The 23,181-nt window shown below is 58.9% G+C and carries 28 protein-coding genes and 1 pseudogene; 16 read left to right on the forward strand and 13 right to left on the reverse strand.

Translation table 11 applies throughout. The features are described from left to right. Nucleotides 1-4: 4 nt before the first annotated feature. From QMX91_RS00525 to QMX91_RS00550, 6 genes are all read left to right on the forward strand, one after another. A complete protein-coding gene (locus tag QMX91_RS00525) occupies nucleotides 5-316 on the forward strand; it encodes a hypothetical protein (RefSeq protein ID WP_169715572.1) in 312 nt (103 codons plus the stop codon). After that, nucleotides 285-611, forward strand: a complete 327-nt coding sequence (locus tag QMX91_RS00530) for a hypothetical protein (RefSeq protein WP_047297040.1) — start codon at nucleotides 285-287, stop codon at nucleotides 609-611. Before QMX91_RS00525 ends, QMX91_RS00530 begins: the two co-directional genes overlap by 32 nt. A gap of 66 nt (nucleotides 612-677) precedes the next feature. Next, on the forward strand, nucleotides 678-1,031 hold the full coding sequence (locus QMX91_RS00535; RefSeq protein ID WP_084341938.1) for a hypothetical protein: 354 nt from the start codon (nucleotides 678-680) through the stop codon (nucleotides 1,029-1,031). Nucleotides 1,032-1,147: 116 nt separating this feature from the next. Then, complete coding sequence (locus tag QMX91_RS00540) at nucleotides 1,148-1,405, forward strand: hypothetical protein (protein WP_047297019.1); 258 nt, start codon at nucleotides 1,148-1,150, stop codon at nucleotides 1,403-1,405. 344 nt (nucleotides 1,406-1,749) lie between these two features. Beyond that, nucleotides 1,750-3,078, forward strand: a complete 1,329-nt coding sequence (gene iscB / locus QMX91_RS00545; RefSeq protein ID WP_257154432.1) for an RNA-guided endonuclease IscB — start codon at nucleotides 1,750-1,752, stop codon at nucleotides 3,076-3,078. Between the two features lie 47 nt (nucleotides 3,079-3,125). Next, nucleotides 3,126-3,521: a hypothetical protein gene (locus QMX91_RS00550; protein WP_047296792.1), complete on the forward strand. Its 396-nt coding sequence runs from the start codon at nucleotides 3,126-3,128 to the stop codon at nucleotides 3,519-3,521. A 15-nt stretch (nucleotides 3,522-3,536) separates the two neighbouring features. Here QMX91_RS00550 and QMX91_RS00555 read toward each other — a convergent pair whose 3' ends face one another. Then, the gene (locus QMX91_RS00555; RefSeq protein WP_039614006.1) at nucleotides 3,537-4,193 is read right to left on the reverse strand and encodes a hypothetical protein; all 657 of its coding nucleotides are present in this window, start codon (nucleotides 4,191-4,193) and stop codon (nucleotides 3,537-3,539) included. A gap of 390 nt (nucleotides 4,194-4,583) precedes the next feature. On the opposite strand from QMX91_RS00555, the gene QMX91_RS00560 reads away from it, so the two are divergent. Both QMX91_RS00560 and QMX91_RS00565 read left to right on the forward strand, forming a co-directional pair. Further along, nucleotides 4,584-5,204, forward strand: coding sequence for a LysE family translocator (locus QMX91_RS00560; RefSeq protein ID WP_014819627.1), 621 nt, complete (start codon nucleotides 4,584-4,586; stop codon nucleotides 5,202-5,204). 50 nt (nucleotides 5,205-5,254) lie between these two features. Continuing rightward, entirely contained in the window at nucleotides 5,255-6,544 is a 1,290-nt protein-coding gene (locus QMX91_RS00565) for an ISL3-like element ISPst9 family transposase (RefSeq protein ID WP_033939138.1), read from the forward strand. Here the strand turns inward: QMX91_RS00565 and QMX91_RS00570 are convergent. Further along, nucleotides 6,513-6,980 carry a VOC family protein gene (locus QMX91_RS00570; protein ID WP_052261070.1) on the reverse strand — a complete coding sequence of 156 codons (468 nt, stop codon included), beginning with the start codon at nucleotides 6,978-6,980 and terminating at the stop codon, nucleotides 6,513-6,515. The two genes, QMX91_RS00565 and QMX91_RS00570, sit on opposite strands and share 32 nt — an antisense overlap. 135 nt (nucleotides 6,981-7,115) lie before the next feature. Beyond that, complete coding sequence (locus QMX91_RS00575; RefSeq protein ID WP_025828124.1) at nucleotides 7,116-7,394, reverse strand: helix-turn-helix domain-containing protein; 279 nt, start codon at nucleotides 7,392-7,394, stop codon at nucleotides 7,116-7,118. Between the two features lie 199 nt (nucleotides 7,395-7,593). Between QMX91_RS00575 and QMX91_RS00580 the strand changes: the two genes are divergently transcribed. After that, nucleotides 7,594-8,652, forward strand: coding sequence for a nitronate monooxygenase (locus tag QMX91_RS00580; protein WP_025828123.1), 1,059 nt, complete (start codon nucleotides 7,594-7,596; stop codon nucleotides 8,650-8,652). 47 nt (nucleotides 8,653-8,699) lie between these two features. Beyond that, on the forward strand, nucleotides 8,700-9,308 hold the full coding sequence (gstA, locus tag QMX91_RS00585) for a glutathione transferase GstA (protein WP_017516422.1): 609 nt from the start codon (nucleotides 8,700-8,702) through the stop codon (nucleotides 9,306-9,308). Between the two features lie 291 nt (nucleotides 9,309-9,599). On the opposite strand, the gene QMX91_RS00590 is transcribed toward gstA, so the two are convergent. After that, nucleotides 9,600-10,682: an NAD(P)-dependent alcohol dehydrogenase gene (locus QMX91_RS00590; protein ID WP_052261069.1), complete on the reverse strand. Its 1,083-nt coding sequence runs from the start codon at nucleotides 10,680-10,682 to the stop codon at nucleotides 9,600-9,602. Nucleotides 10,683-10,812: 130 nt separating this feature from the next. Between QMX91_RS00590 and QMX91_RS00595 the strand changes: the two genes are divergently transcribed. Beyond that, nucleotides 10,813-11,736: a LysR family transcriptional regulator gene (locus QMX91_RS00595; protein WP_017516420.1), complete on the forward strand. Its 924-nt coding sequence runs from the start codon at nucleotides 10,813-10,815 to the stop codon at nucleotides 11,734-11,736. Nucleotides 11,737-11,760: 24 nt separating this feature from the next. On the opposite strand, the gene QMX91_RS00600 is transcribed toward QMX91_RS00595, so the two are convergent. Next, on the reverse strand, nucleotides 11,761-12,690 hold the full coding sequence (locus QMX91_RS00600; protein ID WP_017516419.1) for a LysR family transcriptional regulator: 930 nt from the start codon (nucleotides 12,688-12,690) through the stop codon (nucleotides 11,761-11,763). A gap of 101 nt (nucleotides 12,691-12,791) precedes the next feature. On the opposite strand from QMX91_RS00600, the gene QMX91_RS00605 reads away from it, so the two are divergent. The 5 genes from QMX91_RS00605 (at nucleotide 12,792) to QMX91_RS00625 (ending at nucleotide 16,390) form a co-directional block, all read left to right on the forward strand. Continuing rightward, complete coding sequence (locus QMX91_RS00605) at nucleotides 12,792-13,403, forward strand: glutathione S-transferase (protein WP_017516418.1); 612 nt, start codon at nucleotides 12,792-12,794, stop codon at nucleotides 13,401-13,403. 21 nt (nucleotides 13,404-13,424) lie between these two features. Continuing rightward, nucleotides 13,425-14,129, forward strand: a complete 705-nt coding sequence (locus tag QMX91_RS00610; protein WP_017516417.1) for an SDR family NAD(P)-dependent oxidoreductase — start codon at nucleotides 13,425-13,427, stop codon at nucleotides 14,127-14,129. 10 nt (nucleotides 14,130-14,139) lie between these two features. Next, nucleotides 14,140-14,820: a cupin domain-containing protein gene (locus QMX91_RS00615; RefSeq protein WP_081596628.1), complete on the forward strand. Its 681-nt coding sequence runs from the start codon at nucleotides 14,140-14,142 to the stop codon at nucleotides 14,818-14,820. Between the two features lie 85 nt (nucleotides 14,821-14,905). Further along, nucleotides 14,906-15,301: an MAPEG family protein gene (locus QMX91_RS00620; RefSeq protein ID WP_017516415.1), complete on the forward strand. Its 396-nt coding sequence runs from the start codon at nucleotides 14,906-14,908 to the stop codon at nucleotides 15,299-15,301. A 138-nt stretch (nucleotides 15,302-15,439) separates the two neighbouring features. Then, complete coding sequence (locus tag QMX91_RS00625; protein WP_161795745.1) at nucleotides 15,440-16,390, forward strand: LysR family transcriptional regulator; 951 nt, start codon at nucleotides 15,440-15,442, stop codon at nucleotides 16,388-16,390. Here the strand turns inward: QMX91_RS00625 and QMX91_RS00630 are convergent. The 8 genes and pseudogenes from QMX91_RS00630 to QMX91_RS00665 all read right to left on the reverse strand — a co-directional run. Next, the gene (locus QMX91_RS00630; RefSeq protein ID WP_017516414.1) at nucleotides 16,344-16,589 is read right to left on the reverse strand and encodes a DUF2274 domain-containing protein; all 246 of its coding nucleotides are present in this window, start codon (nucleotides 16,587-16,589) and stop codon (nucleotides 16,344-16,346) included. The genes QMX91_RS00625 and QMX91_RS00630 overlap by 47 nt on opposite strands. Next, entirely contained in the window at nucleotides 16,586-17,809 is a 1,224-nt protein-coding gene (locus tag QMX91_RS00635; protein ID WP_017516413.1) for a TrbI/VirB10 family protein, read from the reverse strand. The genes QMX91_RS00630 and QMX91_RS00635 overlap by 4 nt, the downstream gene beginning before the upstream one ends. 3 nt (nucleotides 17,810-17,812) lie before the next feature. After that, nucleotides 17,813-18,871 carry a P-type conjugative transfer protein TrbG gene (trbG, locus tag QMX91_RS00640; protein WP_017516412.1) on the reverse strand — a complete coding sequence of 353 codons (1,059 nt, stop codon included), beginning with the start codon at nucleotides 18,869-18,871 and terminating at the stop codon, nucleotides 17,813-17,815. Next, entirely contained in the window at nucleotides 18,868-19,557 is a 690-nt protein-coding gene (gene trbF / locus QMX91_RS00645; protein ID WP_099170563.1) for a conjugal transfer protein TrbF, read from the reverse strand. Before trbF ends, trbG begins: the two co-directional genes overlap by 4 nt. After that, nucleotides 19,551-20,840, reverse strand: a complete 1,290-nt coding sequence (trbL, locus tag QMX91_RS00650; RefSeq protein ID WP_099170562.1) for a P-type conjugative transfer protein TrbL — start codon at nucleotides 20,838-20,840, stop codon at nucleotides 19,551-19,553. The genes trbF and trbL overlap by 7 nt, the downstream gene beginning before the upstream one ends. Nucleotides 20,841-20,843: 3 nt before the next feature. Beyond that, nucleotides 20,844-21,119, reverse strand: a complete 276-nt coding sequence (gene trbK-alt, locus QMX91_RS00655; protein ID WP_025825443.1) for a putative entry exclusion protein TrbK-alt — start codon at nucleotides 21,117-21,119, stop codon at nucleotides 20,844-20,846. A 6-nt stretch (nucleotides 21,120-21,125) separates the two neighbouring features. Further along, the gene (gene trbJ / locus QMX91_RS00660) at nucleotides 21,126-21,905 is read right to left on the reverse strand and encodes a P-type conjugative transfer protein TrbJ (protein ID WP_099170561.1); all 780 of its coding nucleotides are present in this window, start codon (nucleotides 21,903-21,905) and stop codon (nucleotides 21,126-21,128) included. After that, nucleotides 21,883-22,743 (reverse strand): annotated as a pseudogene (locus QMX91_RS00665) (conjugal transfer protein TrbE); the annotation flags it as partial. The pseudogene QMX91_RS00665 and the gene trbJ, both read right to left, overlap by 23 nt. Between the last annotated feature and the right edge of the window lie 438 nt (nucleotides 22,744-23,181).

A 23,181-nucleotide genomic window follows, 5' to 3' on the forward strand; every position in this document is an offset into this window, starting at 1 on the left:
GAATATGGCCGCCAAAGCATCTGATACCCACCATCCACTGATCGACGGCCCTTGGCAGGGCGGAACGATGAGTTTTCGCCGAAATACCTTTTGCGTCGATATCTGCGAAGGTGTGGAAAATCTCAATGATATGGCACTCCCAGGCACAGTGATTCAGCAGGGCTGCACTCGCCATCGGTATTACCTTCAGCAACAAGAAGGACGTTCGGTCTGGAGTGTCATTGAGCCGCCCAATGCTGAGGCTATGGCAGCGAAGGAACTGGCAGATTTTCAGGCGTTTCTTGATGCACCCGAGCACGCAAAGGCGTATTGGTGACGCAACCCTTCAAGTGAACGCAAAACCCTACCAAGGCATGCTTGGCCAACTGCTCGTTGCTGGCCGGGCCGTTTCTCCCCACTACTGGATCGAGCTTGGGATTTACCGGGTCGACTACCGCGCCCGGATGTGGCTCGGCACCGATCCTGAAATTCCCCACGGCGTTTTTCCTCTGGATGGGAGGCCTTCAGCCCAATACACCGGCATCAGGGTGCAAATTGATCCCCTGCCCCCTTCTGTCTACGAAATCCTGATCATGCCGCCGCTTGGCATCGCCCCTCCCGTGGCTCGTTGAGTCTGGTTGGGATTCCCAGCTCATGCCGTAGCCTGATGGCATCTCCTGGATAACTCGGATCGCCATATGTCTTACACCACCGCCACCATCACCGAACTGTTTGGTCTACGCGACAAGGTAGGCCTTACAACCGCTTCGGGCTTCAAAGCTCGTGTGCGCTTTGTTCAGCTGGCCTACCGCCACAATCTCGTGCATGAGATCACCAGCTACCAGTTGTGGGATCGTGGGTTTGAAGGGCTGGGCGAGCGTACTTTTGATACCTGCTTCGAGATGGGAGATAGTCCCGAAGTTATCGCAGAGCTGATCCGTGACGCGCGCACCCACGGCTATGCCGGAAACATAGAGATGGAGGTAGGAAATCCCGACTGCTTCGCCCGTTGGTGCGGCTACGCAGACCGCCAGCAAGAGCTTGCATTTTGAGGACTAGCACCTAGAGCAATCTCAGCCCGGTTCGCCGGGCTTTTTGTTGGCTTGGGATATTCCGGAATGGAAATAGCCTGAAGGCATCTCCCCCTCTGACAACAAGGAGTTGCCTCATGCAGTCCCCTTCATTCAAGTCGAGCTATTTGCCGGAATACCTTGCATGGCTCATGTTCCTAGCCGGGGTGGCCAATGCCACGCTGATCTGGTCTGGGGTGTTCGCAGCCGCGCCTCAGGCCTTCCTGCTGCTTTTTGGCGGGCTTTTCGGCACCGCTGGCATCGCACTCCTCGGCTTACTCATGTTGGCCACCTGGTGCGCCCTGGGGTTGCTGCTGGCCGCTCTTACCCGCCGGGCGCTGGAGTGTCGGTCATGAGATTCAAGAAGTACCTGCTACGTCAGGAAAAACGCACTGTCACAGAGCGAGTCAACTACCCCGGCCTGAAGGTCGGAGCTTGTGAAAGCAGGCTGGGTTGACCAGGGAAAGCGGTATTAACCCGCTCCGTTTGCACCAGGTCGAACCGACCCACCCCGGAATGCTTCCTCAGTTCCGGGCACTGGAAGGTCGGGATCATGCTGGCGAAAGGTAAAACGCCGAAGATTCCGACCGCCGCGACAGCGGGAGCCGGGTGCAGACATTCCCGAGGGGAGCGAGCCGCAAGGCTCCGTCACCAGGCCCGTAAGGGCATAGTTCAAAGGAGGATCGCCGTGGCGGTCTATGTGTTGGATAAGACAGGCACGCCGTTGATGCCATGCAGCGAGAAGCGAGCGCGATTGTTGCTGGAGCGCGGTCGCGCCCGCATACACCGGCAGGTGCCGTTCGTGATCCGTCTAGTGGATCGGCGGCAGGCCGATAGCGCGCTGCAATCGCTGACGCTCAAGTTCGATCCGGGCAGCAAATTCACTGGCATTGCCTTGGTACGCCAGAAGGGCCAGCGGGTGTCTGTTCTCTCACTGATGGAATTGGCCCATCGGGGCGCAGCGATTCGCCAGGCCATGCAGCAGCGGGCGGCGTTTCGCCGTCGCCGCCGTGGTCAGAACCTGCGCCACCGCACACCGCGCTTCGACAACCGCACCCGGCCGGAAGGCTGGCTGCCGCCAAGCTTGCGCCACCGGCTGGACACCACGCTGGGCTGGGTCGGGCGGATGCGTAACTGGGCTCCGATCAGCGATCTGGCAGTCGAGCGGGTCAAGTTCGACATGCAGGCCATACAGAACCCGGAGATCAGCGGCGTCCAATACCAGCAGGGCGAGTTGGCCGGCTACGAGGTGCGTGAATACCTGCTGGAGAAGTGGGGCCGCTGCTGCGCCTACTGCGACGCTGAAAATACGCCGCTGGAGATCGAGCACATCGTTCCGCGCAGTGCCGGCGGCAGCGACCGGGTGCCCAACCTGACCCTGGCCTGCCGGCCCTGTAATCAGCGCAAGGGCAACCAGCCAGTCGAGGTGTTCCTGAAGGCCAGGCCAGAGCTGCTGGCCCGAATCAAGGCGAAAGCCAAAGTCCCACTTCGGGATGCCGCCGCCGTCAACGCCACCCGCAATGCCCTGTTCCGTGCCCTGCTGGATACCGGCCTGTCGGTCACCACGGGCACCGGGGCGCAAACCAAATTTAACCGACGATGCCTCGGCCTTCCGAAGACCCACGCGCTCGATGCAGCCAGTGTCGGTGAGATCAGGGCCATCGAGCACTGGCAACGCCCCACGCTGGCGATCAAGGCCACCGGACGCGGCGAGTACCAGCGCACCCGCCTTACCGCCCACGGTTTTCCACGCGGCTATTTGACCCGACAGAAACGCCATTTCGGTTTCCAGACCGGCGATCAGGTGCGCGCCGAGGTGCCGACCGGCAAAAAGGCTGGCACCCACCAGGGTCGCGTCGCCGTGCGCAAGACCGGCAGCTTCAACATCCAGACGCCTGATGGCGTAGTGCAGGGCATCCACCACCGCCACTGCACCCTGATCCAGCGAGCCGATGGCTACGCCTATTCCGACACCCCGACCGATAGCGCCCAACCCCAGAAGGAGGCAGCGAGAGCAGGGGCGCGCTGAGCGCGCCGCGCTATCCTCGCCGTTCAGGCAAGGTTTCTCGCCGCAAAATGATGAAGAAGGCCTTTGAGCGCAAACAGGCGCGGGAAGCTGAATCACTGCCACTCTTCGGCGATCAGATTCGCGAGATCCAGCACAGCTGGGAAGAAGAAAAGCGTCTGCGTGACCTTCACGAGGGCAAGGTCACCGACCGTATGCGTCAGAACCATGCCGCCGTGTGGCGTAAAGCACGAGCTGCGTATTTCGCCTTGAATGCAGAGACCCGAGCCAAATGCCGTGCAGCCTGGAACGCCTGGGTAGGCCCGAGCGACCCGCTGTACCTGATCTATGTCGTAAACCAGTTCAACGGCGTAGGTGCTGCCAGAGAGGCCAGAATGGCCGCAGACCGGCGGGCCTTGAACAGCCGAATCATGGCCCGCCTTCAGGCTCAGCCTGAATTGCTGTGAGAAGGTTTGCTGTGGCTACCTGCCGGCCGGCTTCTTCTTGACCGGCAATCTCTCTACGTTGGCCGAGTGCTCAATCGCTATTTGACGATGGACAAACTCCAGGAATTCTTGCGCCGTCCGGTGTTTTGGCTTCCAGCTTTCACACAAGCTAAGTGCGGCCGCGATGTCCGCCTTTGGACTCCCACTCTGCCGATAGTCGAGGGTTTCAGATAATCCGCGCACGATGTCTGTATGAGCGTAATCGACGTAGCCACCCAGTGCCTTTTCCTTGAGCGCTCGCTGTAGTCGCTCCTGATACTGACTTGTCATGGTTGGGACATCATAGAAATCCAGGATGAATTTCTCCTGGTGAAGCGCCATCGCCAGCGTTGTAATCCGTATTGCGTCCTCCGCCGTTGCCTGGGGCCTCCGGAATGCAGCTCTAACCTCGGCGTCAATCAGGGCCTTGCGAGCTTTAAGCCGAGCCTCCCTCTGCTTCTCCTCCCGGCGCTTGATCTCTTTGGCGTGCTCAACACGAATATTGATCGAGCGGACGATCTCCCCGGCCTTTCGGATGGCGTCAGCCTCCTCCGGCTCGAGGAGTTTATGCAGTGGGCCTCCCAACAATTTCTGGGTATGCGGATTTAATGGTTGATATGTGAAGTAGAAAGCGGAAGGGAAAACTAAATCCACAACGGACTAAATGGTTGATAGCTAACCGTGCCGGTCTTTCCAGATCCCCTTCCCTATAGCCATATGTAGGGAACACTTGAAAACTAGGCATATCTGTCTTGACAATAGCCCCGGTACAAGAAGCGGGTGTCGTTGTGCTCAGCCAGCCTTTCTTCGCCAAAAGCAATATTGCCACGAAGAGTGGTAGCCTACGGGCTCAGTACCTCCCCAGTTGGGTCATCGCCCGGCTAGAAGGTATTGAGGCGGCTCGGGGTGCATTGCACCATGTCGCGCCGGTCGGCAAGATGGAAGACTACATTGAGCGGATGTTGCGTAATGTCACGCCCTACTTGAACGAGGTGCACTGACCATGCATATCCAACCTACTCCCTTGAGGTCACAACAAAGCTAATGATCGATCTACTTGTTTTCCTCCCGGCATGTTTCGCACTGAACCTGGCGTTCGGCCCCAATAACCTCGTTGCGATGACACACGGTGCGCAAAAGGGCGTAGGGTTTTCCTTTATGGCAAGCACAGCACGGCTTGCCGTCTTCGTGCCCATGATTGCTGCTAGCGCGCTTGGTTTAGGGATGCTTTTGTCTGCTTCGGCGTTGGTCTTCAACGTGATCAAGATCGTTGGTGCCGCCTATCTGGTCTGGATGGGCATCAAGCTCCTCAGAACAACATCTGGCTCGACTAACCTAAACGCAGATGCAATGAAACCTTCGCTTCGTAAGGCATTCCGTAGTGAGGCGCTGATCGCCATCAGTAACCCCAAAGCAATCCTCATTTTCGCGGCATTCTTCCCGCAATTCGTGGATATAACGAATTACTGGCTGAGCTATGCAACTCTTGGGACGGTTTTTATCGCGCTAGAGGCCGTTGCAATAGCGATATATGCGTCAGCAGGGCGTTTTGCAGCAGCTTTCGCAGCAAACAAGCTGCACTGGTTTCAACGCGCCTCAGGTGGAGGAATGATTGCTTTCGGCATCCTGCTTCTTCTTAGTCGCCAACCTTCGCGTGTTGCCTAGGTTCTTAAGAACGCTTTAGCCAGTTGCTAGTCGTCTTAAGAGAATAACGTATGACCGAAATGCCCGACAACATCCTGCACCTGCCCTCATACCAGGTGCTGGGCTGCAAAGCCACCGACGATGAAATGCACTTCCAGGTAGACGCGCCCGATCCCATTGCTTGCGAGGAATGCGGGGTGCAGGGTGAGTTCGTGCGTTTCGGCAAGCGTGATGTTCCCTATCATGATCTGCCCATCCACGGCAAGCGGGTCACCCTCTGGGTGCTCCGCCGCCGGTACATCTGTCGGGCCTGCGAGGCTACCTTCAGGCCCCAGCTACCGGAGGTGGTGGACGGCTTCCGCATGACACTGCGGCTACATGAATACGTAGAGAAGGAGTCCTTTAACCACCCCTACACTTTCGTGGCGCAGCAAACCGGATTGGACGAGAAGACGGTACGGGACATCTTCAACGCCCGCGCCGCGTTCTTAGGCCGCTGGCACCGCTTCGAAACGCCTCGCATTCTGGGCATCGACGAGCTGTACCTGAACAAGCGCTACCGCTGCATCCTGACCAACATTGAGGAGAAGACCCTGCTCGATCTGCTGGCCACTCGCCGTCAGGACGTCGTGACTAACTACCTGATGAAGCTGAAAGACCGGCAGAAGATCGATATCGTCAGCATGGACATGTGGAATCCATATCGAACGGCGGTCAGGGCGGTGCTGCCACAGGCCCGCATCGTGGTCGATAAATTCCATGTGGTGCGCATGGCCAACGATGCTCTGGAGAAGGTGCGCAAGGGGCTCCGGAAAGAGCTGAAACCAGCCCAGATCCGAACCCTCAAGGGAGACCGGAAAATCCTGCTGAAGCGCGCTCACGAAGTCTCAGACCGGGAGCGGCTGATCATGGAAACCTGGACAGGCGCATTCCCGCAACTGCTGGCTGCCTACGAGCACAAGGAGCGCTTCTACAGCATCTGGGACGCCACCACACGACCCCAGGCAGAAGCCGCCCTGGACGAGTGGATATCCACCATCCCGAAGGGCCAGAAAGAAGTCTGGAGCGATCTGTTTAGGGCGGTGGGCAACTGGCGCGAAGAGATCATGACCTACTTCGAGACGGACATACCTGTCACCAACGCTTTCACGGAGTCCATCAACCGACTGGCCAAGGACAAGAACCGTGAAGGACGAGGTTATTCCTTTGAGGTGATGCGGGCGCGAATGCTCTACACCACGAAGCACAAGAAGAAGGCCCCGACTGCGAAGGTCTCTCCGTTCTACAAGAAAACCATCGGTTACGGACTGCCAGACCTCGCAGAGGAGCTCAACTACGGGGTCGATCTATCAACCATCTGAGGGTAGCATCAGGTTGGTGAGGGGAAGGTGCCCCATCAACCATTAAATCCGCATACCCCAATTCCTCCGCGCAGGCATCGACCATCTTGGGCGCGACCCGAAACGCTAGCTGAACGGAACCAACACCAGGTGCAGGCACCGTCTCGGGAAAGAGGCCACCCGCTGGTTCGCTCGTCAGAACAAGGATATTGCTGCCAACCTTGAACTCGACCCATCCATCTCCTGCAGCCTGGCGAAACTCAAGCTGCATGATTTCTTCGTAGAATTTTCGCATCGCGGTCATGTCGCGGGTATAGATAATGGTGTAATCCAAAGCGCGGATTTGGTTGAGTGCGGATACGGTCTTACTCTGGGAAAATGCTTTCGTCGGATTAGCCAAGATTGCCGAACCAACAGCGGCCATTGCGATGCTCTGACGGCGGGTTAATGGAGTCATAGATCATCCTCTGTGTCTTCTTGGGTCTGTGATACCCGTCGCGTCCTGAGAGGCCCCCAAGTTTCGACTGGCCTATGAACCCTTTGCGGTGATGCGGGCTTGATGCGCGATACCAGACCGACTCCATGGCGTTGATCAAGCTCGTTCTTTCAGCATTTTCCCAACCGTAACGATCGCATCGATTGCAGGAACGAGTTGCTGACCTAGATCGGTTAGGCTGTATTCCACCGTGGGTGGAGAGGTCGCCACGACCGTTCGGTCGACAACCCCCTTTGATTCAAGCTCTTTCAGGCGTGCGCTCAGAACTTTGGCTGATACCGGCGTAATGTCTTCTTTTAGCTCGGAAAATCGGCGCGCGCCTCCGCTGAGGTACCAGATGATGTTGGGGGTCCACGCACCTCCAATAAGCCTCATACACTCGTTCAAAGGGCAGTCGGGATCGTGGGCCGGAGACCTATTTTTTCGTCGCTTCAAAACTGTCAAAGCACGTCCTTTCCGTGGTTACCATCTGGAAACTTCAAAATAAGAGTAACCTGAGGAAAGCTAATTACAAGATGTAACGTTGGACCTATCTAGTCTGCATCTGGTGCGTAACTCGGATGGAGGCAAACTCATGCAAAGCACGCAAACCCTGGATCTGCTGAAGATCAAACATCCTATAATTCAAGGCCCTTTTGGTGGCGGGCTTTCGACCGTGGAGCTGGTTTCCACCGTTTCTAACCTCGGCGGCTTGGGGTCATTTGGTGTGCATTATCTGGAAGCCGAAGGCATTCTGGGTGTCGCTTCTGAAATCCGGGAGAAGACCAGCAACCCTTTCGCGCTGAACCTTTGGGTGTCTGATCACGATCCAGAGGCACGGGATTACTCCACTGATGCCTACGATCGGGCTTGGCGCCTATTTGAACCGCTTTATCGTGAGCTCAACCTTCCCAAACCAGAGCAACCGCCGCGGTTCCACCCCAGCTTTGAGGAGCAGGTGGAGGCAATCCTTGAAGCACAACCGGATGTGTTCAGCTTCGTCTTTGGAATACCGCCAGCCCGCGTGTTGGCAGATTGCAAGGCCCGGGGCATCACAACAGTGGGGGCCGCAACAACATTAGCCGAGGCGCAAGCGCTCGAAGCTGCAAATGTCGATGTGATCCTCGCCACAGGGTTCGAAGCGGGCGGGCACAGGCCGTCCTTTCTGGACCGGGCCGAGGACAGCTTGATGGGCACCATGCCGCTTACCCGTGTTATCTCAGAGATGTGTTCAAAACCGGTCATTGCGGCGGGTGGGATTGTGGATGCCGGGGGCATCGAGGCGGCGTTGTCCCTCGGTGCGGGGGCCGCGCAATTGGGCACGGCGTTCCTGGCCTGCGCGGAATCCGGCACGGTGGATCAACATCGGGCGGCACTGTATTCGGATCGCTCTGCCAGTTCAGAACTGACACGTGCCTATACCGGGCGACTTGCCAGGGGCATGTCCAACCGTCTGATCAAAGACATGCAGGCCGTGGCAGCTCAGCTCCCGCCGTTTCCAGTCCAGGCATGGTTCGTGGCGCCGCTGCGCGCAGCAAGCATCGCTGCAGGGGGTGATGAGTTCCTCTCGCTCTATGCAAATCAGGCCGCACCGCTTCTGAAGCACAGGAAGACCGCCGATCTGATGGCCGACCTGATCGTCGGCATCGCGTGAGGCCGTTCCCAGCTCAGTTCAACCCCTCTGAAATCATGGAGCCTAAAATGAAACTCTACTATTCCCCCGGTGCGTGTTCATTGTCCCCGCACATCATCCTGCGCGAGGTGGGCGCGAAATTTGAACTCGATCTCGTCGATCTTCAGACCAAGAAAACTCAATCCGGCGACGATTACCTCGGTATCTGCTTAAAAGGCTATGTTCCAGCGCTGGCGTTGGATACCGGCGATGTCATTACCGAAGGTGTGGCTATCATTCAGTACATTGCAGACGGCGTTCCAGAAGCCGATTTGGTCCCTCCGTCCGGAAGCATTGAACGGGCCAAGCTGCAAGGCGTTCTGAATTTCATTAGTGCCGAGCTTCACAAGTCCTTTTCACCTTTGTTCTCAGCGACAGCCTCCGAAGAACAAATCCAGGCGGCTCCTGCCAAGGTGGGCAAATGTTTCGACTATATCGAAGCGCGGTTTTCAGATAGCCGCACACACATCATGGGAGATACATATACGATTGCGGACGCCTATTTGTTCGTTGTGGCGCGGTGGGCGGGTTTTAAGGATATCAGCTTGGATGCCTGGCCTAAGTTACAGGCCTATCTGCAACGGATCGGAGATCGACCGGCCGTGAAGGCCGCAATTGAGGCCGAGACGTCCGGCTAGCGTAAAGCGGAGGCGGCTCAGCGTATGAGGCCTGGTGCGCGTTCGATCATGTGTTGATGGAATACGCTGATGTGTTTGCGCTGAGCCGCCGCACCCTTCTGGAGAATTCACTTGTCGGTGGGGTCGGAGCCGATCAATTTAGAAGAGAGCGGTAATCGCGGGAGAGAGTCAGCGGTTGCCTTGGAAGGGACCGTCAGCCGCACAAACCACTGGCTCCGCGGACTTAACGCTGTACTGCGTTTGCAACGGTTTACTGATTGCAACACTGCGTCAGTGTTCTGAGAGAGCTGACTAACTGTGAAGCACGTCTTCGTCGAGCGTTTGCGATTTGGCTTCGCGCCAGTCGCTGACCCGGACGGTGATTTTTCCAAATGGGCCGTGTTTGAGATGTGCGAATGCGTCTTGCACATCTTCAAAAGCGTATTCCTTATCGACTACCGGATGGATGTCATTGCGCTGAACAAAGCTGATCAATCGCTCAAGCGCGCGTCGATGTCCGACCGAGACTCCTTGCAGTCTTATTCTGCGCAGCATGAACGGAATCGCACTGATCTGCGCATCCATCCCGCCGAGGAAGCCGACAAGCGATATCTGGCCCTGTGGCGCAGCTGCTGTCAAAGATCGGGCAAGGTTATCGCCGCCGATCAATTCCAGAATGTGATCGACACCGGCACCGTCGGTCAGTTCGATAACTTCTTCGGGCCAGTTTGGGTGGGTACTCGTATTTATACCAGCCCAAGCACCGAGCTTGAGCGTCTGGGTGAGTTTGTTCTCACTTCGCGAAGTAACGATTACGCGTGCGCCGATCGCTTGCGCAATCTGCAATCCGGCAAGTGCAACGCCCCCTGTGCCCTGGACGAGAACGGTTTGACCCTCTCGGACATTGCCGGTTTCGGCGAAAGCGAACCATGCCGTCAGTGCTGCTACAGGGAGCGTGGAGGCCTCCGCATCCGTCAAATCACTTGGTACTTTGACAGCTGCCGCTTCCGGAATGACGATGTATTCAGCAAGCCCACCAGGCAGAGGTCCGCCCAAAGACAAACCATGGGTGAGCATCGACCGCGGCGGTTGACCGTCAATCCATTCGGTCCAGAAGTTACCAATCACCCGGTCTCCAGGCTCGACGCTTGAGACGTTGTGCCCAACGTCAACGACCGCACCACAAAAGTCCGAGACAGGAATGAATGGCATGTTAGGCCGTTCCGGCAAAAGTGCCCCATCGACCACCAATTTGTCGCGATAATTCAGCGAGACTGTTCGTACACGTATCAGAACTTCCGTCGCAGATGGAATCGGTCTGTGTGTTTCAACCATTTCGAGGTTGCTTAGGCCGAATTCCCTGAGCGCCCACGCCCTCATCGTTTTCTGTTTCATGAAATCTGCACCTCACGATTGCAGGTGATCTGTTGTCGATCACGTGACATCTGGGCACAGCCTATTGTATATTTCATATAGTTAGTTGGGAATTCTTATCCTATCATTTGCGAAAAAGGATCGTGAATTTATGCGTCTCCTCCCGTCTATCAGCGTCGAAGGCATTTCTGCGTTCGTCTACACGGTAGAGATGGGCAGTTTCACTGCAGCATCACAGGCCTTGGGCCTTTCAAAGTCTGCGGCAGCAAAGAGCGTGGCTCGGCTTGAAGAACGCCTGGGTGTACAGCTTTTGCTGCGCACGACGCGTTCGATCACGCTTACGGATGAGGGCAAAGTCTTTTTTCTGAAGAGCAAGGAGATTCTTGAAAACATTGAAGCTGCAGAGACGTCGATGAGTTTGCGGCGCAGGGAAGTGACGGGCGTTTTGAGAGTAAGCTTGCCCGTTTCTTTCGGGCGACTATGGGCTGCTCCAGCGCTTTTGGAGCTTACGACTCAATATCCGAGTTTGGTTCTCAACTTGTCTTTCACGGATCGTTTTGTCGATCTGGTTGAGGAAGGCTTCGACCTTTCTGTGCGGATCGGCGCGTCAGATGACAGCGCCACTATTCTCACCAGAATGCTGGCGGAGCAGACGTCGATCCTGTGTGCAGCGCCAGCCTACATCGCGCGTCACGGGACACCCGACAAGCTGGAGGATCTCGCTTCGCACCGATGTATCTTCTTTGAGCATGGTGGGCGCCTTCTCCCTTGGCATCTCGTTACTGAGGACGGTGACATGGTCGAGCAGTCATACGCTGGATGTTTGACAGTCAATCACGGTGAGGCTCTTCTGGATGCCGCCTTGGCAGGGCATGGCATTGCGCGGCTATCTACTTGGCTTGCCGGTGAACACTTGCGATCAGGCGCTCTTGTTCCAGTGTTGTCTTTTTCGGACATGGTAGACCGGAGCATCAACCTATTGTGGCCGCGACGACGTGACCATGCACCCAAAATCCGGGTCGCGATTGATGCACTGGTCGCGCGTTTCGCATCACCCGTTCCTTGGGGTAGATGACCGCGCCCCAAGGCTGGTTGAACGTCAAGCAGCGGCTGCACCGCGCACGAGGCTTGGCGCGCGTTCGATCAGGTGCTGATGGAACGCGCTGATGTGTTTGGGATAGGTCGCTGCACGGTTCCAAAGTGCGTCAATGCGGATCAAGGCTGGATGCTGTGGCGCCAGCATGACCCGACAAGTCTTATCCCGAAACTCCCTCGAAATGCGGGAGCCCGGCAGAATGGTGGACCCGATGCCCAAATCGGCCCATTCCTGCATGACGTGATAGCTCATCGTGTGCCCGGAATACTCCTTCAACTGAAGATCCGCGCTGGAGAAAAGGGATCGCGTTGCATTGGCCAGACCGCATCCGTCATAGGATAGAATGAACGTGTCATCTGCGATCTGTGAAAGTAGGACGGCACCCTCATCAACCTGGGTCATGGCAGACGACCGGGCTGGAAGATATCGCAGCTCTTCTGTGTAAATCTCGGTGCTGAAAGTGCTGCGCGCCGTGGGCTCATGCGGCAGAAACGGGCAGAGCATCACATCAATCTGCCCCTTTTCCAGACGGGCATCCAGATCATCCAGAAAGCACTCCTTAAAGAAGACATCGACATCGGGAAATTCTGTTCGATATGGAGCAATTACCTGTGTCAGGAGGCGCATGTCGATCAGCGGTGACAATCCAATACGAAGCAATTGATGTTGTGGATCGAAGAAGGCTTTTGCCCGGGCCTGCAACTCTCCTTGCGACTGAAGCACTGCATCGATCAGCGGTAAGACGTCTTTGCCAAAGGCGGTCAGGTTCACTTTGCGGGTTGTGCGATCGAACAGGGCTCCGCCGAGTTCTTCTTCTAACTGCGCAATCCCATTGGAAAGGGTTGGCTGGGTGACATGGCATCGTTCAGCCGCCTTGGTGAACGAAGCTTCGGCCGCAGTCGCTGAGGCATATCGGAGCTGGTTGAGGTTCATTTATAGCCACCAACTATTGGTCATATTCTGAGATGCAATTTCTCTATCAATAGCCTGACCGCTACAGTCCATGCAACCCTAGTCTAAATTTGAGGTCTGCCATGAAACTCTATGACTGCACTGGTGCAGTGAACCCACGTCGCATCAGAATTTTCCTTGCTGAGAAGGGGATCGATATCGACTGCGCTCAGGTCGATGTCTTCAAGGGCGAGCAGTACAGTGAGGGCTTCACCAAGCTCAATCCGCTCAAAGCCGTACCCTGCCTCGAGCTCGACGACGGCGCGGTCATCTCTGAGGCTGTTGCGATTGCCCGTTACTTCGAGGCTACGCAGCCTGAGCCGTCTTTGCTTGGCAAAACACCGAAGGACCAGGCTTTGGTCGCGATGTGGCAACGGCGGGTCGAAGAAGGCCTGGTCGGGGCGGCCACGACCTTTTTCCATCACGCCACTGACGGTTTGGGCGAGGCGGATCGCTATCGCAATAAAGAATGGGGCGAGGCGAACAAACCGCGCGTTGAAGAGACCATGCGCTGGTTAGACCAAGAGCTGGAGGGACGGGACTTCGTCGCTGGCGACACGTTCAGCTTTGCCGACATTACGGCGCTCTGCGGTGTCGATTTTGCGGGTCTGTTTGGCATTTCGATCCCGGCTGACTGCACGCATCTCGCGGCGTGGCACGCGCGCGTCTCTGAACGTCCGACCGCCAAGGCCTGAAACTGATCAAGGAGAAATAACATGAACGATTCACAACAAAAGAAATCTGCGATCATTGCCGGTATGGCGCCGGGCTTTGGAGCAGCGATTGCAAAGACGCTGATCGCGGATGGCTACAACGTGTACGGCCTATCCCGGAAAAGCAGCCTTGAGGGAGAAGACCTCGGCGCGTCTTACACCCACCTGCCTTACGACTTGAGCGATCAGGCGCGTGTCGAAAAGGCGATTGAGCTGATTGACGGGCAGGATGGCCCTGCAACGGTGCTGATCTACAACGCGATGCAGCTCATCCCGAAACCCTTTCTGGAACTGACACCAGAGGAGTTCCAGGCGTCTTGGGTGTCGACCTGCTTCGGTGCAATGATCACGGCGCGGGCCGTGCTGCCCGGCATGGTTTCTGCAGGTAGCGGCACAGTGATCTTCACCGGCGCAACAGCGGCTCTCAAAGGCAATCCGCGCTTTGCAGCCTTCGCATCAGCGAAGTTCGCGCTGCGTGGCCTGGCACAGTCCCTTGCCCGCGAATTTGGCCCGCAAGGGATCCACGTCGTGCATTCCGTGCTCGATGGCATCATCTGGGGACCCCAAGCCCAGGAACGCTTCAACATCAAGGAAGAAGATTGTCTCGACGCTGACGCGATCGCGACGGCCTATCTGCAGCTGATCAATCAATCCCCCAAAGCCTGGACACATGAATTCGACATGCGCCCTGCGACTGAGAAATTCTGAGGACTTCATCATGACGTACAGTGTACCAGAGAGTGTAAACACTGATCTTTCTCAACCGGCCATCGTTCATTCTGCTGAACAAGAGTGGTCGCCTTCTCCGACAGCCGGGGTTGACCGCCGCTTTCTGGAACGCGACGGGGCCGAAGTTGCCCGGGCAAGCTCGGTGGTCCGCTATGCGCCGGGAAGTGCGTTTCCGGAACACACCCATGACATGGGCGAAGAATATCTGGTGCTTGAAGGAGTGTTTTCTGATGGTGACGGGGATTTCCGCACCGGGTGTTACGTGCGCAACCCTCCGGGCAGCAAGCACGCGCCCTTCACGAAGGATGGATGCACGATTTTTGTGAAGCTGCGCCAGTTCCAAGAAGATGATCGCCAGACCGTCCACAAGCATATTGACGACCTCGCATATGAGCCAACCGGAACGGACGGTCTGACCCGCGCGCAGCTCCATCAGGATGTGTCCGAGACGGTCGTTTCAGAGAGGCTTGCGCCAGGAACCAATTGGGCTGACCGCGGCGATTTTTCCGGCGAAGAGATTTTCGTCATCGAAGGGGAGCTGCTTTACGGCGACACCCTATGCGGCGCGGGCACATGGCTGCGGTTCCCGGCTGGGGCAGAATTGCCCATCCAATCCCCGTCAGGCTGTCGCATCTGGGCCAAACGGGGCCACTTGGGGCATCTCACCTGATCGGCCGGAAAACGCGCCGCCCTGAAATCGGGTTGCTAGAGCGACCCGCATTTCAGGCTGATCTCGTCATCGAAAGGAAACAATAATGACTGAAATCCACTGGATGGCTGCAACTGGCCTCATGACTGCCCTGTTTTGGATGGTCTATGTCTTGAACCGCTTTGCCGTAATCGGGATACCAGCATCGCTGGGAAATCCGAACCCTGAGCATAAGCCCTTGTCGGACTGGGCGCAGCGCGCGACGGCGGCCCATCAAAACGCGATGGAAAACTTTCCGATCTTCGCGGCTCTGGTGTTGGGAGTCGTCGCCCTGAATTTGTCCTCTAGCCTCACGATCACACTCAGCATGCTCTACTTCTTCGCCCGTCTGGCGCACTTTGTCGTCTACACGCTGGGTATTCCGGTCGCTCGGACATTGACCTTCGTCCTTGGGTGGATAGTCCAAGTGGTTCTGGCCATGGTCATCCTCGGGGTCGTTTGATCGTGGCAGCGAAACTCAGAGCGCGCGCCACTCGCTCCGGTGACGTGGCGCATCTCCTAGCTAGAGTCGTCGCGTCCTGTCGCCCTCCCCAGTCGTGCAGCAACGGGGTGGAGTTAGTATTTGTTGCGGGATTGCATCGTGTCTCGACGCCTTAAATTAGGTGCAGGGGAACCGAGTTCTGGCATACCTCTTTGTATATCTGACTTGCAGTGTTTTCTGTCTGTCTGCGAGGCAGGTAGCATTCGTAAAGCGGCAGAGGCTATTGGCGTTGGCCAACCGTCTTTGAGCAGACGCATTCAGAAATTGGAGGAAATGCTTGGGTTGTCGCTCTTTGAAAGGCGTACGACAGGAGTGCGCCTGACGCCTTTTGGATGGCGTTTTATGTCACAATCCCGGATGCTTGTTGCCGGGGTTCAGGACGCTCTAGAATCCGCCTCTATGGCTGGGACTGCTATGACTGGAAAACTGGACGTTGGCATTACAGCCTGCCTTTCCGGCGGACCCGTGCGAAACCTGTTTTCGGCTTTTATCGAAGCCCATTGCGATGTCGCCATTCAGGTGATTGGAGCGTCCAGCAACGAACTCTCCACTCTATTGAACCAACGCCTCGTGGACGCAATCATCACTTCACGTGCGCCAAAGCCAAGTGTCGAAGACAGTGTTTTACTTTCGCGCGAGCGGATGCTTCTTGCGGTCTCGACGGACCACGAATGGTCTGAACGTCATCAAATACTCTGGGAAGAGTTGAATGAGGCTTCTGATGTTCTTTGGGTGACGGAGCCATTTACGGCTTTCGATACACACAGGCTAGGGCACGTTGCGGCTTTCGCAAAATCAGAACTCGTTCACCGAAATCGGCTGAGTCGCGAAGAGATCATGGGTTTGGTCGGTCTGGGGTTGGGCATCACATTTGTCTACGAGCACTGTAGAGGGATTACCTACCCTAATGTCACCTATGTTCCCATTGGGGGTGATGGTGAGCCAACTCCTTTTTCTCTGACATGGCTTCCAGAAAACGATAACCCGGCACTTCGACGATTCATCAGTCTGGCGAAGATCGAAGCAAAGACGAACGGTTCTCTTTCTTGAGCTTAGCGAACCCGCGATCGGTCTTCATGAAACGCTCCAGCATGGGCGCGATGAGCTTGGCCGGTTCGAGTTTGCGCCCGTTCTCAGCCGCAAGAATCTCCGCATAAGCTGTCAGATCCCGATGCACCTGCGCTGGTAGCTCGATCGTCAGCTTGACGGGCTTGTCGTCGCGAATGTCGCCTAGCTTCAACTTGCTCATCGGGCATCTCCTTGCGGTTCGAGGATTAGATCGCGCGTCACCATCACGCGTACCGGAAATCCTGGCCGGATCGTAAGTGTCGGCGGAATCTGAAGCTGGCGCTGGACGATGGCCTCGCCGGCGCGTCCGATCGTGTCCTGCGTGCCGTCTCTGATTGCCTTGGCGATCTCGTCGCCGCCATCTTCGCCGGTCTCAAGCCCAATATTGAGGATGGTCGCCAGACCCGCCGCGCGGAATAGTTGGCCCCAGTGATTGTCGACACCGTCTTCGAGCCCGGCGTATCCGGCCTGATCCGTGCCGGGCTGGCGTTCGAGGACGATGGAGCGACCGTCGGGTAGGATCAATCGGGTCCAGGCGAGCAGCAGACGACGCTGACCGGTTTCCACGCGGCTGTCATATTCGCCCAGCAGGCGCGCGCCTTGTGGGATCAGCAGGAATTGCCCGGTGGGACTGTCATAGACGTTCGCTGTGACCTGCGCGGTGATCTGCCCCGGAAGGTCGGAGCGCAGGCCTGTCAGCAGCGCTGCCTCGATGACCGATCCCGCTTGCAGGACGTAGGGGCTCGGCGGGGATTGTAGCCGATTTGCGGCGGTGGTTCGTCTATCGACCTCACGATCTAGGAAGGCTTCCTGTCGCTCCGTCGTGTCCGGCCTCCGTGCCTGATCGGCAGAAGCCGGGAAGAGACCTTGTAGCCCGGTGGCCGCGGCCGCAACGGGGGCTGCCTGTGGCCTTTCAGCCCCGGTGCCGCTCGATCTCGCGTCGGCAAAGAGCGTCGCGAGCCGCGCGGCTTCGGCCTCTTGCAAGCGCAGTTGTTCTTCCGGATCGACGGCAGGACCGGTCGCAGGAACGACGGGCACGGGCTCACCGCGCCGCTGCGCAGACAGAACCGGACGCCCGAGCTCACCCGGTAGCGGTGGGCCAAGCCGTGGGATCGACGCGTAGTCGCGCGGCAGCCCCAAAAGGCCCTCGGCCTCCTGGACTCGTTCGGTCGAGAACAGTTCGGAAGGTCCATCGCCTGGATCGGAGCCTTGCAAGGCTCCGATCAGGATCGCGCCGATGCCGAGCCCACCGGCGACGACCAGAACCGTGATCGCCTTGCGCGAGAGCCGCATGACACGCGGCGGATCGGGCCGTAGGCGGAGTTCCTTCGCGATGTCCTGTTCGGTGCGTGGCGGCTCTTCGGCGCGGTCGTCTTGTTGCTGATCTTCAGTTCCGGTCATGGGTCAGCGGTCCTCATCGGGACGCCAGGCGGACACCACGCGCTCTTCGCGTTGGGTGCTTCGCTGGACCCCGTCCGTCCGCACGATCCGCACCACCCGCTGGCGATCCCCAAGCCGCAGTTCGGCGGCGGCGAAGAGCCGATCGACGATCATGTAGTTGCGCCGGATACGGTAATTGACGAGCTGACCGTCCCCTTCAGGTCCGATCACGAAGAGCGGCGGCATCTCGCCCTGGCCAATCCCGCGCGGGAACTCGATGAAGACCTGCCGCCCGTCATCGAAGGCGCGGCGCGGCCGCCAGGGCGCGCGGTCGCCGGTGATCCGGTAGCGGAAGTTGAGATCGTCGAGATCGACATTGCGCCCGATGGGAAGGCTCGCCTCTGCACGATCGTTCTGGCGCCGAAGCGCGATCAGGTCGTCTTCGGGGTATTGCCAGGATACGGAGGCCATATAGGCCTGCGGCGTCGCGCGCAGTTCGAGGTGATAGGTGCGCCGGTCGGTGTTGATGACGAGATTGGTCACGAGATCGGGCCGGGTCGGTTTCACGAGCACATGGATGCGGCGGCTGTCGCCGGAGCCACTTTCGGTATCGCCGATGATCCAGCGTGCTGTGTCGCCCACGGCGATCGGGCCGGCGCCGACGAGACTCTCACCCGTCTGTAGCGCGATGTCCGTGACCTGGCCGGGTGAGGTGTAGACCTGATAGAGCGCCCCGGAGCTGTAGGGATAGAGCTGGACGGCGTTGATGAAGCCGTCGCGCACCGGTTCGATCCGGGCGGCGGCATTGGCGTTGGTCACGCGCTCGGTCGGTTCCGCAGCTTCTGCCGGACGGTCGTCGGCATCGACCCGCATGAGCTGGCCGGGCAGCGGTAAAGGCTCGGGTGTCTCGACGATCCGGACTGGGCGCGCCGGTTCAGCAACCAGCGTTGCGGCGACCGGATCATCGTAGCTGATCTCAGGCGGTTTGAAGGTGGCGCACCCGGCCAGCATCGAACCGGCGAGAAGTGTAGTGATGGAAAGTCTGGCGGGCATGCAGGTTTTGCGTATGATGCAATCATTCATTGGGCGTTCTCCCTTGACCAGTTGATGGCGTGGACGAAGACGCCGAGAGGGTTTTTGCGGAGGCGGTCGGCGTCGCGGGGTGGTTGGACGACGACGCTGAGTATGCCGGTCCAGCGTTCGGTGACGGCGAGCTGCCCGTTCACGTAGCGGCGTTCGGTCCAGGCCACGCGGAAGCTGTTGTCAGAAGCCCGGATGACACTGGAGATTTCGGCGGTGACTTGGACCTCGCCGACGCGGGCGAAGGGATCGTTTTCCCGGGCGAAGTCGTTGAGCGCGACGGACCCGCGATCGGTGGTGAAATCGTAAGCGCGGAGCCAGTTCTCGCGGAGCACGATCGGATCGGCGGGAACCTCGCGGACGTTCTCAATGAAGCGTGCGAGGTGGAAAGCGATCTGCGGATCGGTTGGGCGGTAGTTGGCGGTTGCCGGTACCACGGCTTGGGCTGCCCCAAGTCTATCGACCTCGACCACATAAGGGACGATTGTGCCTTGGGTGGATTGCCAAACCAGCGCGAGGCCAAAGGTCGCTGTCGTGGCGAGACACCCGATGGCCATGAGCCGCCAATTGCGGGCTTGGACGCGGGCCGAACCCATCCGCTCGTCCCAGACCTGGGCGGCCTTCCGGTAAGGGGTCACGGGTTCGGGGGTCTTGGCGTATCGCACGCTGGTTCTCTTGAATTTCATGATCTCTCCGAAAGGCTGATGGCAGTGCCCGCGCCGCCGCCATCGCCGGAGCGGATGGCGTGGGCGGCAACGGCGGTGCCGTGTTGCAGGCTCTGCTGACGTTTCATGCGGCGCGCCCAGGCGGGCGGACCGTCATTGGCGGGGGTCGGCATGGATGACGGGGAATTGCTGAACTTGCCGCCGGTGGCTTCGAAGGCAGCGCGTGAGCCGGAGCGGTAGCTGTCGCCGACAGCGCGCTTGAGCGGGCTGACAGCTGTGTTGACTCCGGCCTGGCCGACTGCGGCCATGGCGCTCGCGGCTTTCCCGGCCGTGGACGTGCCCGAGGCTGCGCCGATCCCGAAGGCAGTCGAAGCACCGCCTGCAACGGCAGATCCACCGCGCAGGGCGGCTCCACCGGCGGCCCCGGCCATCTTCGCGCCCGCGAGACCACCTGCGACCACGCCGCCTGCTGCGAGGCCGGCACCGACCGCCGCGCCGGCACCGAGCTGCGGTCCGCCAGAAACGATGCCGTTGGCGATGCCGGGGCCGAAGATGCCGAGCGCGAGCAGCGAGAGCGCCGCGAGCACGACGGCCATCGCATCCTCGATGGTCGGTTCGCCGGTGAAACCGGCAGTGAACTCGCCGAAGATGGTCGAGCCGATGCCGACGATGACGGCAAGCACGAGCACCTTGACACCGGACGATATGACGAGCCCTAGCACGCGTTCGGCCATGAAGGCGGTCTTGTTGAAGAGGCCGAAGGGCACGAGGATGAAGCCCGCGAGCGTCGCCAGCTTGAACTCGATCAGCGTCACGAAGAGCTGGATCGCGAGGATGAAAAAGGAGAGCAGGACCACGATCCAGGCGAAGAGCAGGATCGAGATCTGGATAAAGTTCTCGAAGAAGGAGACGAAGCCCATCAGGTCAGCGATGGACTCCAAGATTGGTTGCCCTGCTTCAAGCCCGACAGCGGCGATCCGGCCCGGCTGCAGGAGCTCGCCCGCACCGATCGCGCCGCCGGTGGCGATGAGGCCGAGACCTGCGAAGCTCTCGAAGACGATGCGCGCGAGCGCATTCCAGTTGCCGATGATATAGGCGAAGACGCCGACGAAGAGCGTCTTCTTGACGAGGCGACCGATGATGTCGTCATCCGCCCCCCAGGCCCAGAAGAGCGCGGCGAGCGTGACGTCGATAACGATGAGTGTGGTCGCGAGGAAGGCGACATCGCCGCCGAGCAGGCCGAACCCGCTGTCGATATAGGTCGTAAAGACCTCCAGGAACCGATCGATGACGCCGACTCCGTCCATGACCTACTCCGGGTCCGAATTGTCGGTGGACGTGCCGAAGAAGCGGCGGCGGTTCTCCTCCCAGGCGGCCTGGCACTCTGTGTCGGCTTCAAGGGCTTCCGGGGTCAGCGAGCGGCAGTGTTGCAAGGTCTCACGCAACGGATCGTCCGAGACCACGGCGGGGCGCTCCATCCGTTCCACTTCCAACGCGCGCTGAAGTTCCATCGCCGCCATGAGCGCGGCAATGGCGCCCAAGGCGATGGCGATGGCTTTCAGCGTGGTCTCAGCGGTCAGCTTCATCGCGGCTTACCGGAACATCCGCACGGTGGTCGGCTCGTAGCCGGAGCCGTAATCGAGGAAGCGCGTGAGGTTCTCGCGGGCCTGCGCTTCGGCAGTTGCGACACGCGCGGCTTCGAGCGATTGCGCCCGGTTCTGCGCGGCGATGGCCGCCGTCAAGTCAGAAATCTGCTGGCTTTGCAATGCGAGGAGTTGATTACCGGCTTGGGTCGCCTGCAAGGCACCGGTCGCGGCCTGGCTGCGGCCGACGAGCGCCTGCATTTCGGTGCGGGCGGTTTCGATGTTGCCCACGACGCCTGCCTGCACCTTGAGGGCGTCTTCGAAACCGGCGACCGAAGTGCGCCAGCGATCCTGTGCGCCCGCGATCATGTCGTCGAAATCGCCGCGCGCGGCTGCCGCGCCGTAATCCTGGGTGAAGGCTTCGTCGATCGTCGCCACATCATGGGCGATGCGCTGTGCTTCGTCCAAGAGCTGCTGGGTTTGCTGCACCGAAGACTGCAGTCGCGACAGCGACGAATATGGCAGGCTCGCGAGATTGCGCGCCTGGTTGACCAGCATCTGCGCTTCGTTCTGGAGCTGGGCGATCTGGTTGTTGATCTGCTCCAGCGTCCGGGCGGCGGTCAGCAGGTTCTCGGCATGGTTGGTCGGATCGTAGACGATCCCGCCGAACCCGCCGCCGAAGAATGCGTGGGCGGGCGGCGCGGTCGCCGGGGTCATTGCGATCGCGCTCGACAGCAACAGGGCTGCGGCGGCGCGCCCTGCCAGTTTACGTGTCTTGGTCGTGAACATCAGTCTTCTCCTTGTCGTCGTTGGCTTCTGGGGTTGCGGATGGGGTGGCTTCGATCACGGCGTCGGAAGGACCGAGCAGTTCGGTCGCCCATCCGAGATCGCACCGGGCGAGCCAGGCGGCGGCAAAACCGTCACGCCCGTGTTTGTCGAGGATCGCGTCGATCGCGGCGTGGTCGGCTTTGGAAGAGGCCGCGGTAAAGGCGAGCGCGACTTCGCCGAGGCCGAGAGCGAAGAGCCGGTTGCCGCGGCGCGACTGGCAGTAATAGTCGCGTTTGGGCGTCGCGCGGGCGACGATCTCGATCTGTCGGTCGTTGAGCCCGAAATTGCGATAGGTCGCGGCGATCTGCGGCTCGAAGGCGCGCTCGTTCGGCAGGAAGATGCGTGTCGGGCAGCTTTCGACGATGGCGGGCGCGATGTCCGAGCCGTCGATGTCGGCGAGCGATTGGGTGGCGAAGACGACGGAGGCGTTCTTCTTGCGCAGCGTCTTCAACCATTCGCGCAGTTGCGATCCGAAGGTCGCGTCGTCCAAGGCAAGCCAGCCTTCATCGACGATAATGAGGCTCGGGCGTCCGTCGAGCCGCGCTTCGATGCGGTGAAAGAGATAGGCGAGGACGGCAGGCGCAGCGGCGGAGCCGATCAGCCCCTCGGTCTCGAAGGCCTGGAAATCGGCACTGCCGAGTGCTTCGTCTTCCGCATCAAGCAGACGGCCAAACGGTCCGCCGAGGCAGAAAGGGGTCAGTGCGCGCTTGAGATCGTTCGATTGCAGGAGGACCGACAGACCTGTCAGCGTGCGTTCTTCGATCGGGGCCGAGGCAAGCGAGGTGAGCGCTGACCAGAGATGATCGCGCGCCACCGGGTCGATCATCACCTCTTCGCGGGCCAATAATCCGGGGGTATGCGGATTTAATGGTTGATATGTGAAGTAGAAAGCGGAAGGGAAAACTAAATCCACAACGGACTAAATGGTTGATAGCTAACCGTGCCGGTCTTTCCAGATCCCCTTCCCTATAGCCATATGTAGGGAACACTTGAAAACTAGGCATATCTGTCTTGACAATAGCCCCGGTACAAGAAGCGGGTGTCGTTGTGCTCAGCCAGCCTTTCTTCGCCAAAAGCAATATTGCCACGAAGAGTGGTAGCCTACGGGCTCAGTACCTCCCCAGTTGGGTCATCGCCCGGCTAGAAGGTATTGAGGCGGCTCGGGGTGCATTGCACCATGTCGCGCCGGTCGGCAAGATGGAAGACTACATTGAGCGGATGTTGCGTAATGTCACGC

The sequence above is a fragment of the Pseudomonas sp. PS01299 genome (assembly GCF_029960145.1).
Classification (GTDB): Bacteria; Pseudomonadota; Gammaproteobacteria; order Pseudomonadales; family Pseudomonadaceae; genus Aquipseudomonas; species Aquipseudomonas putida_A.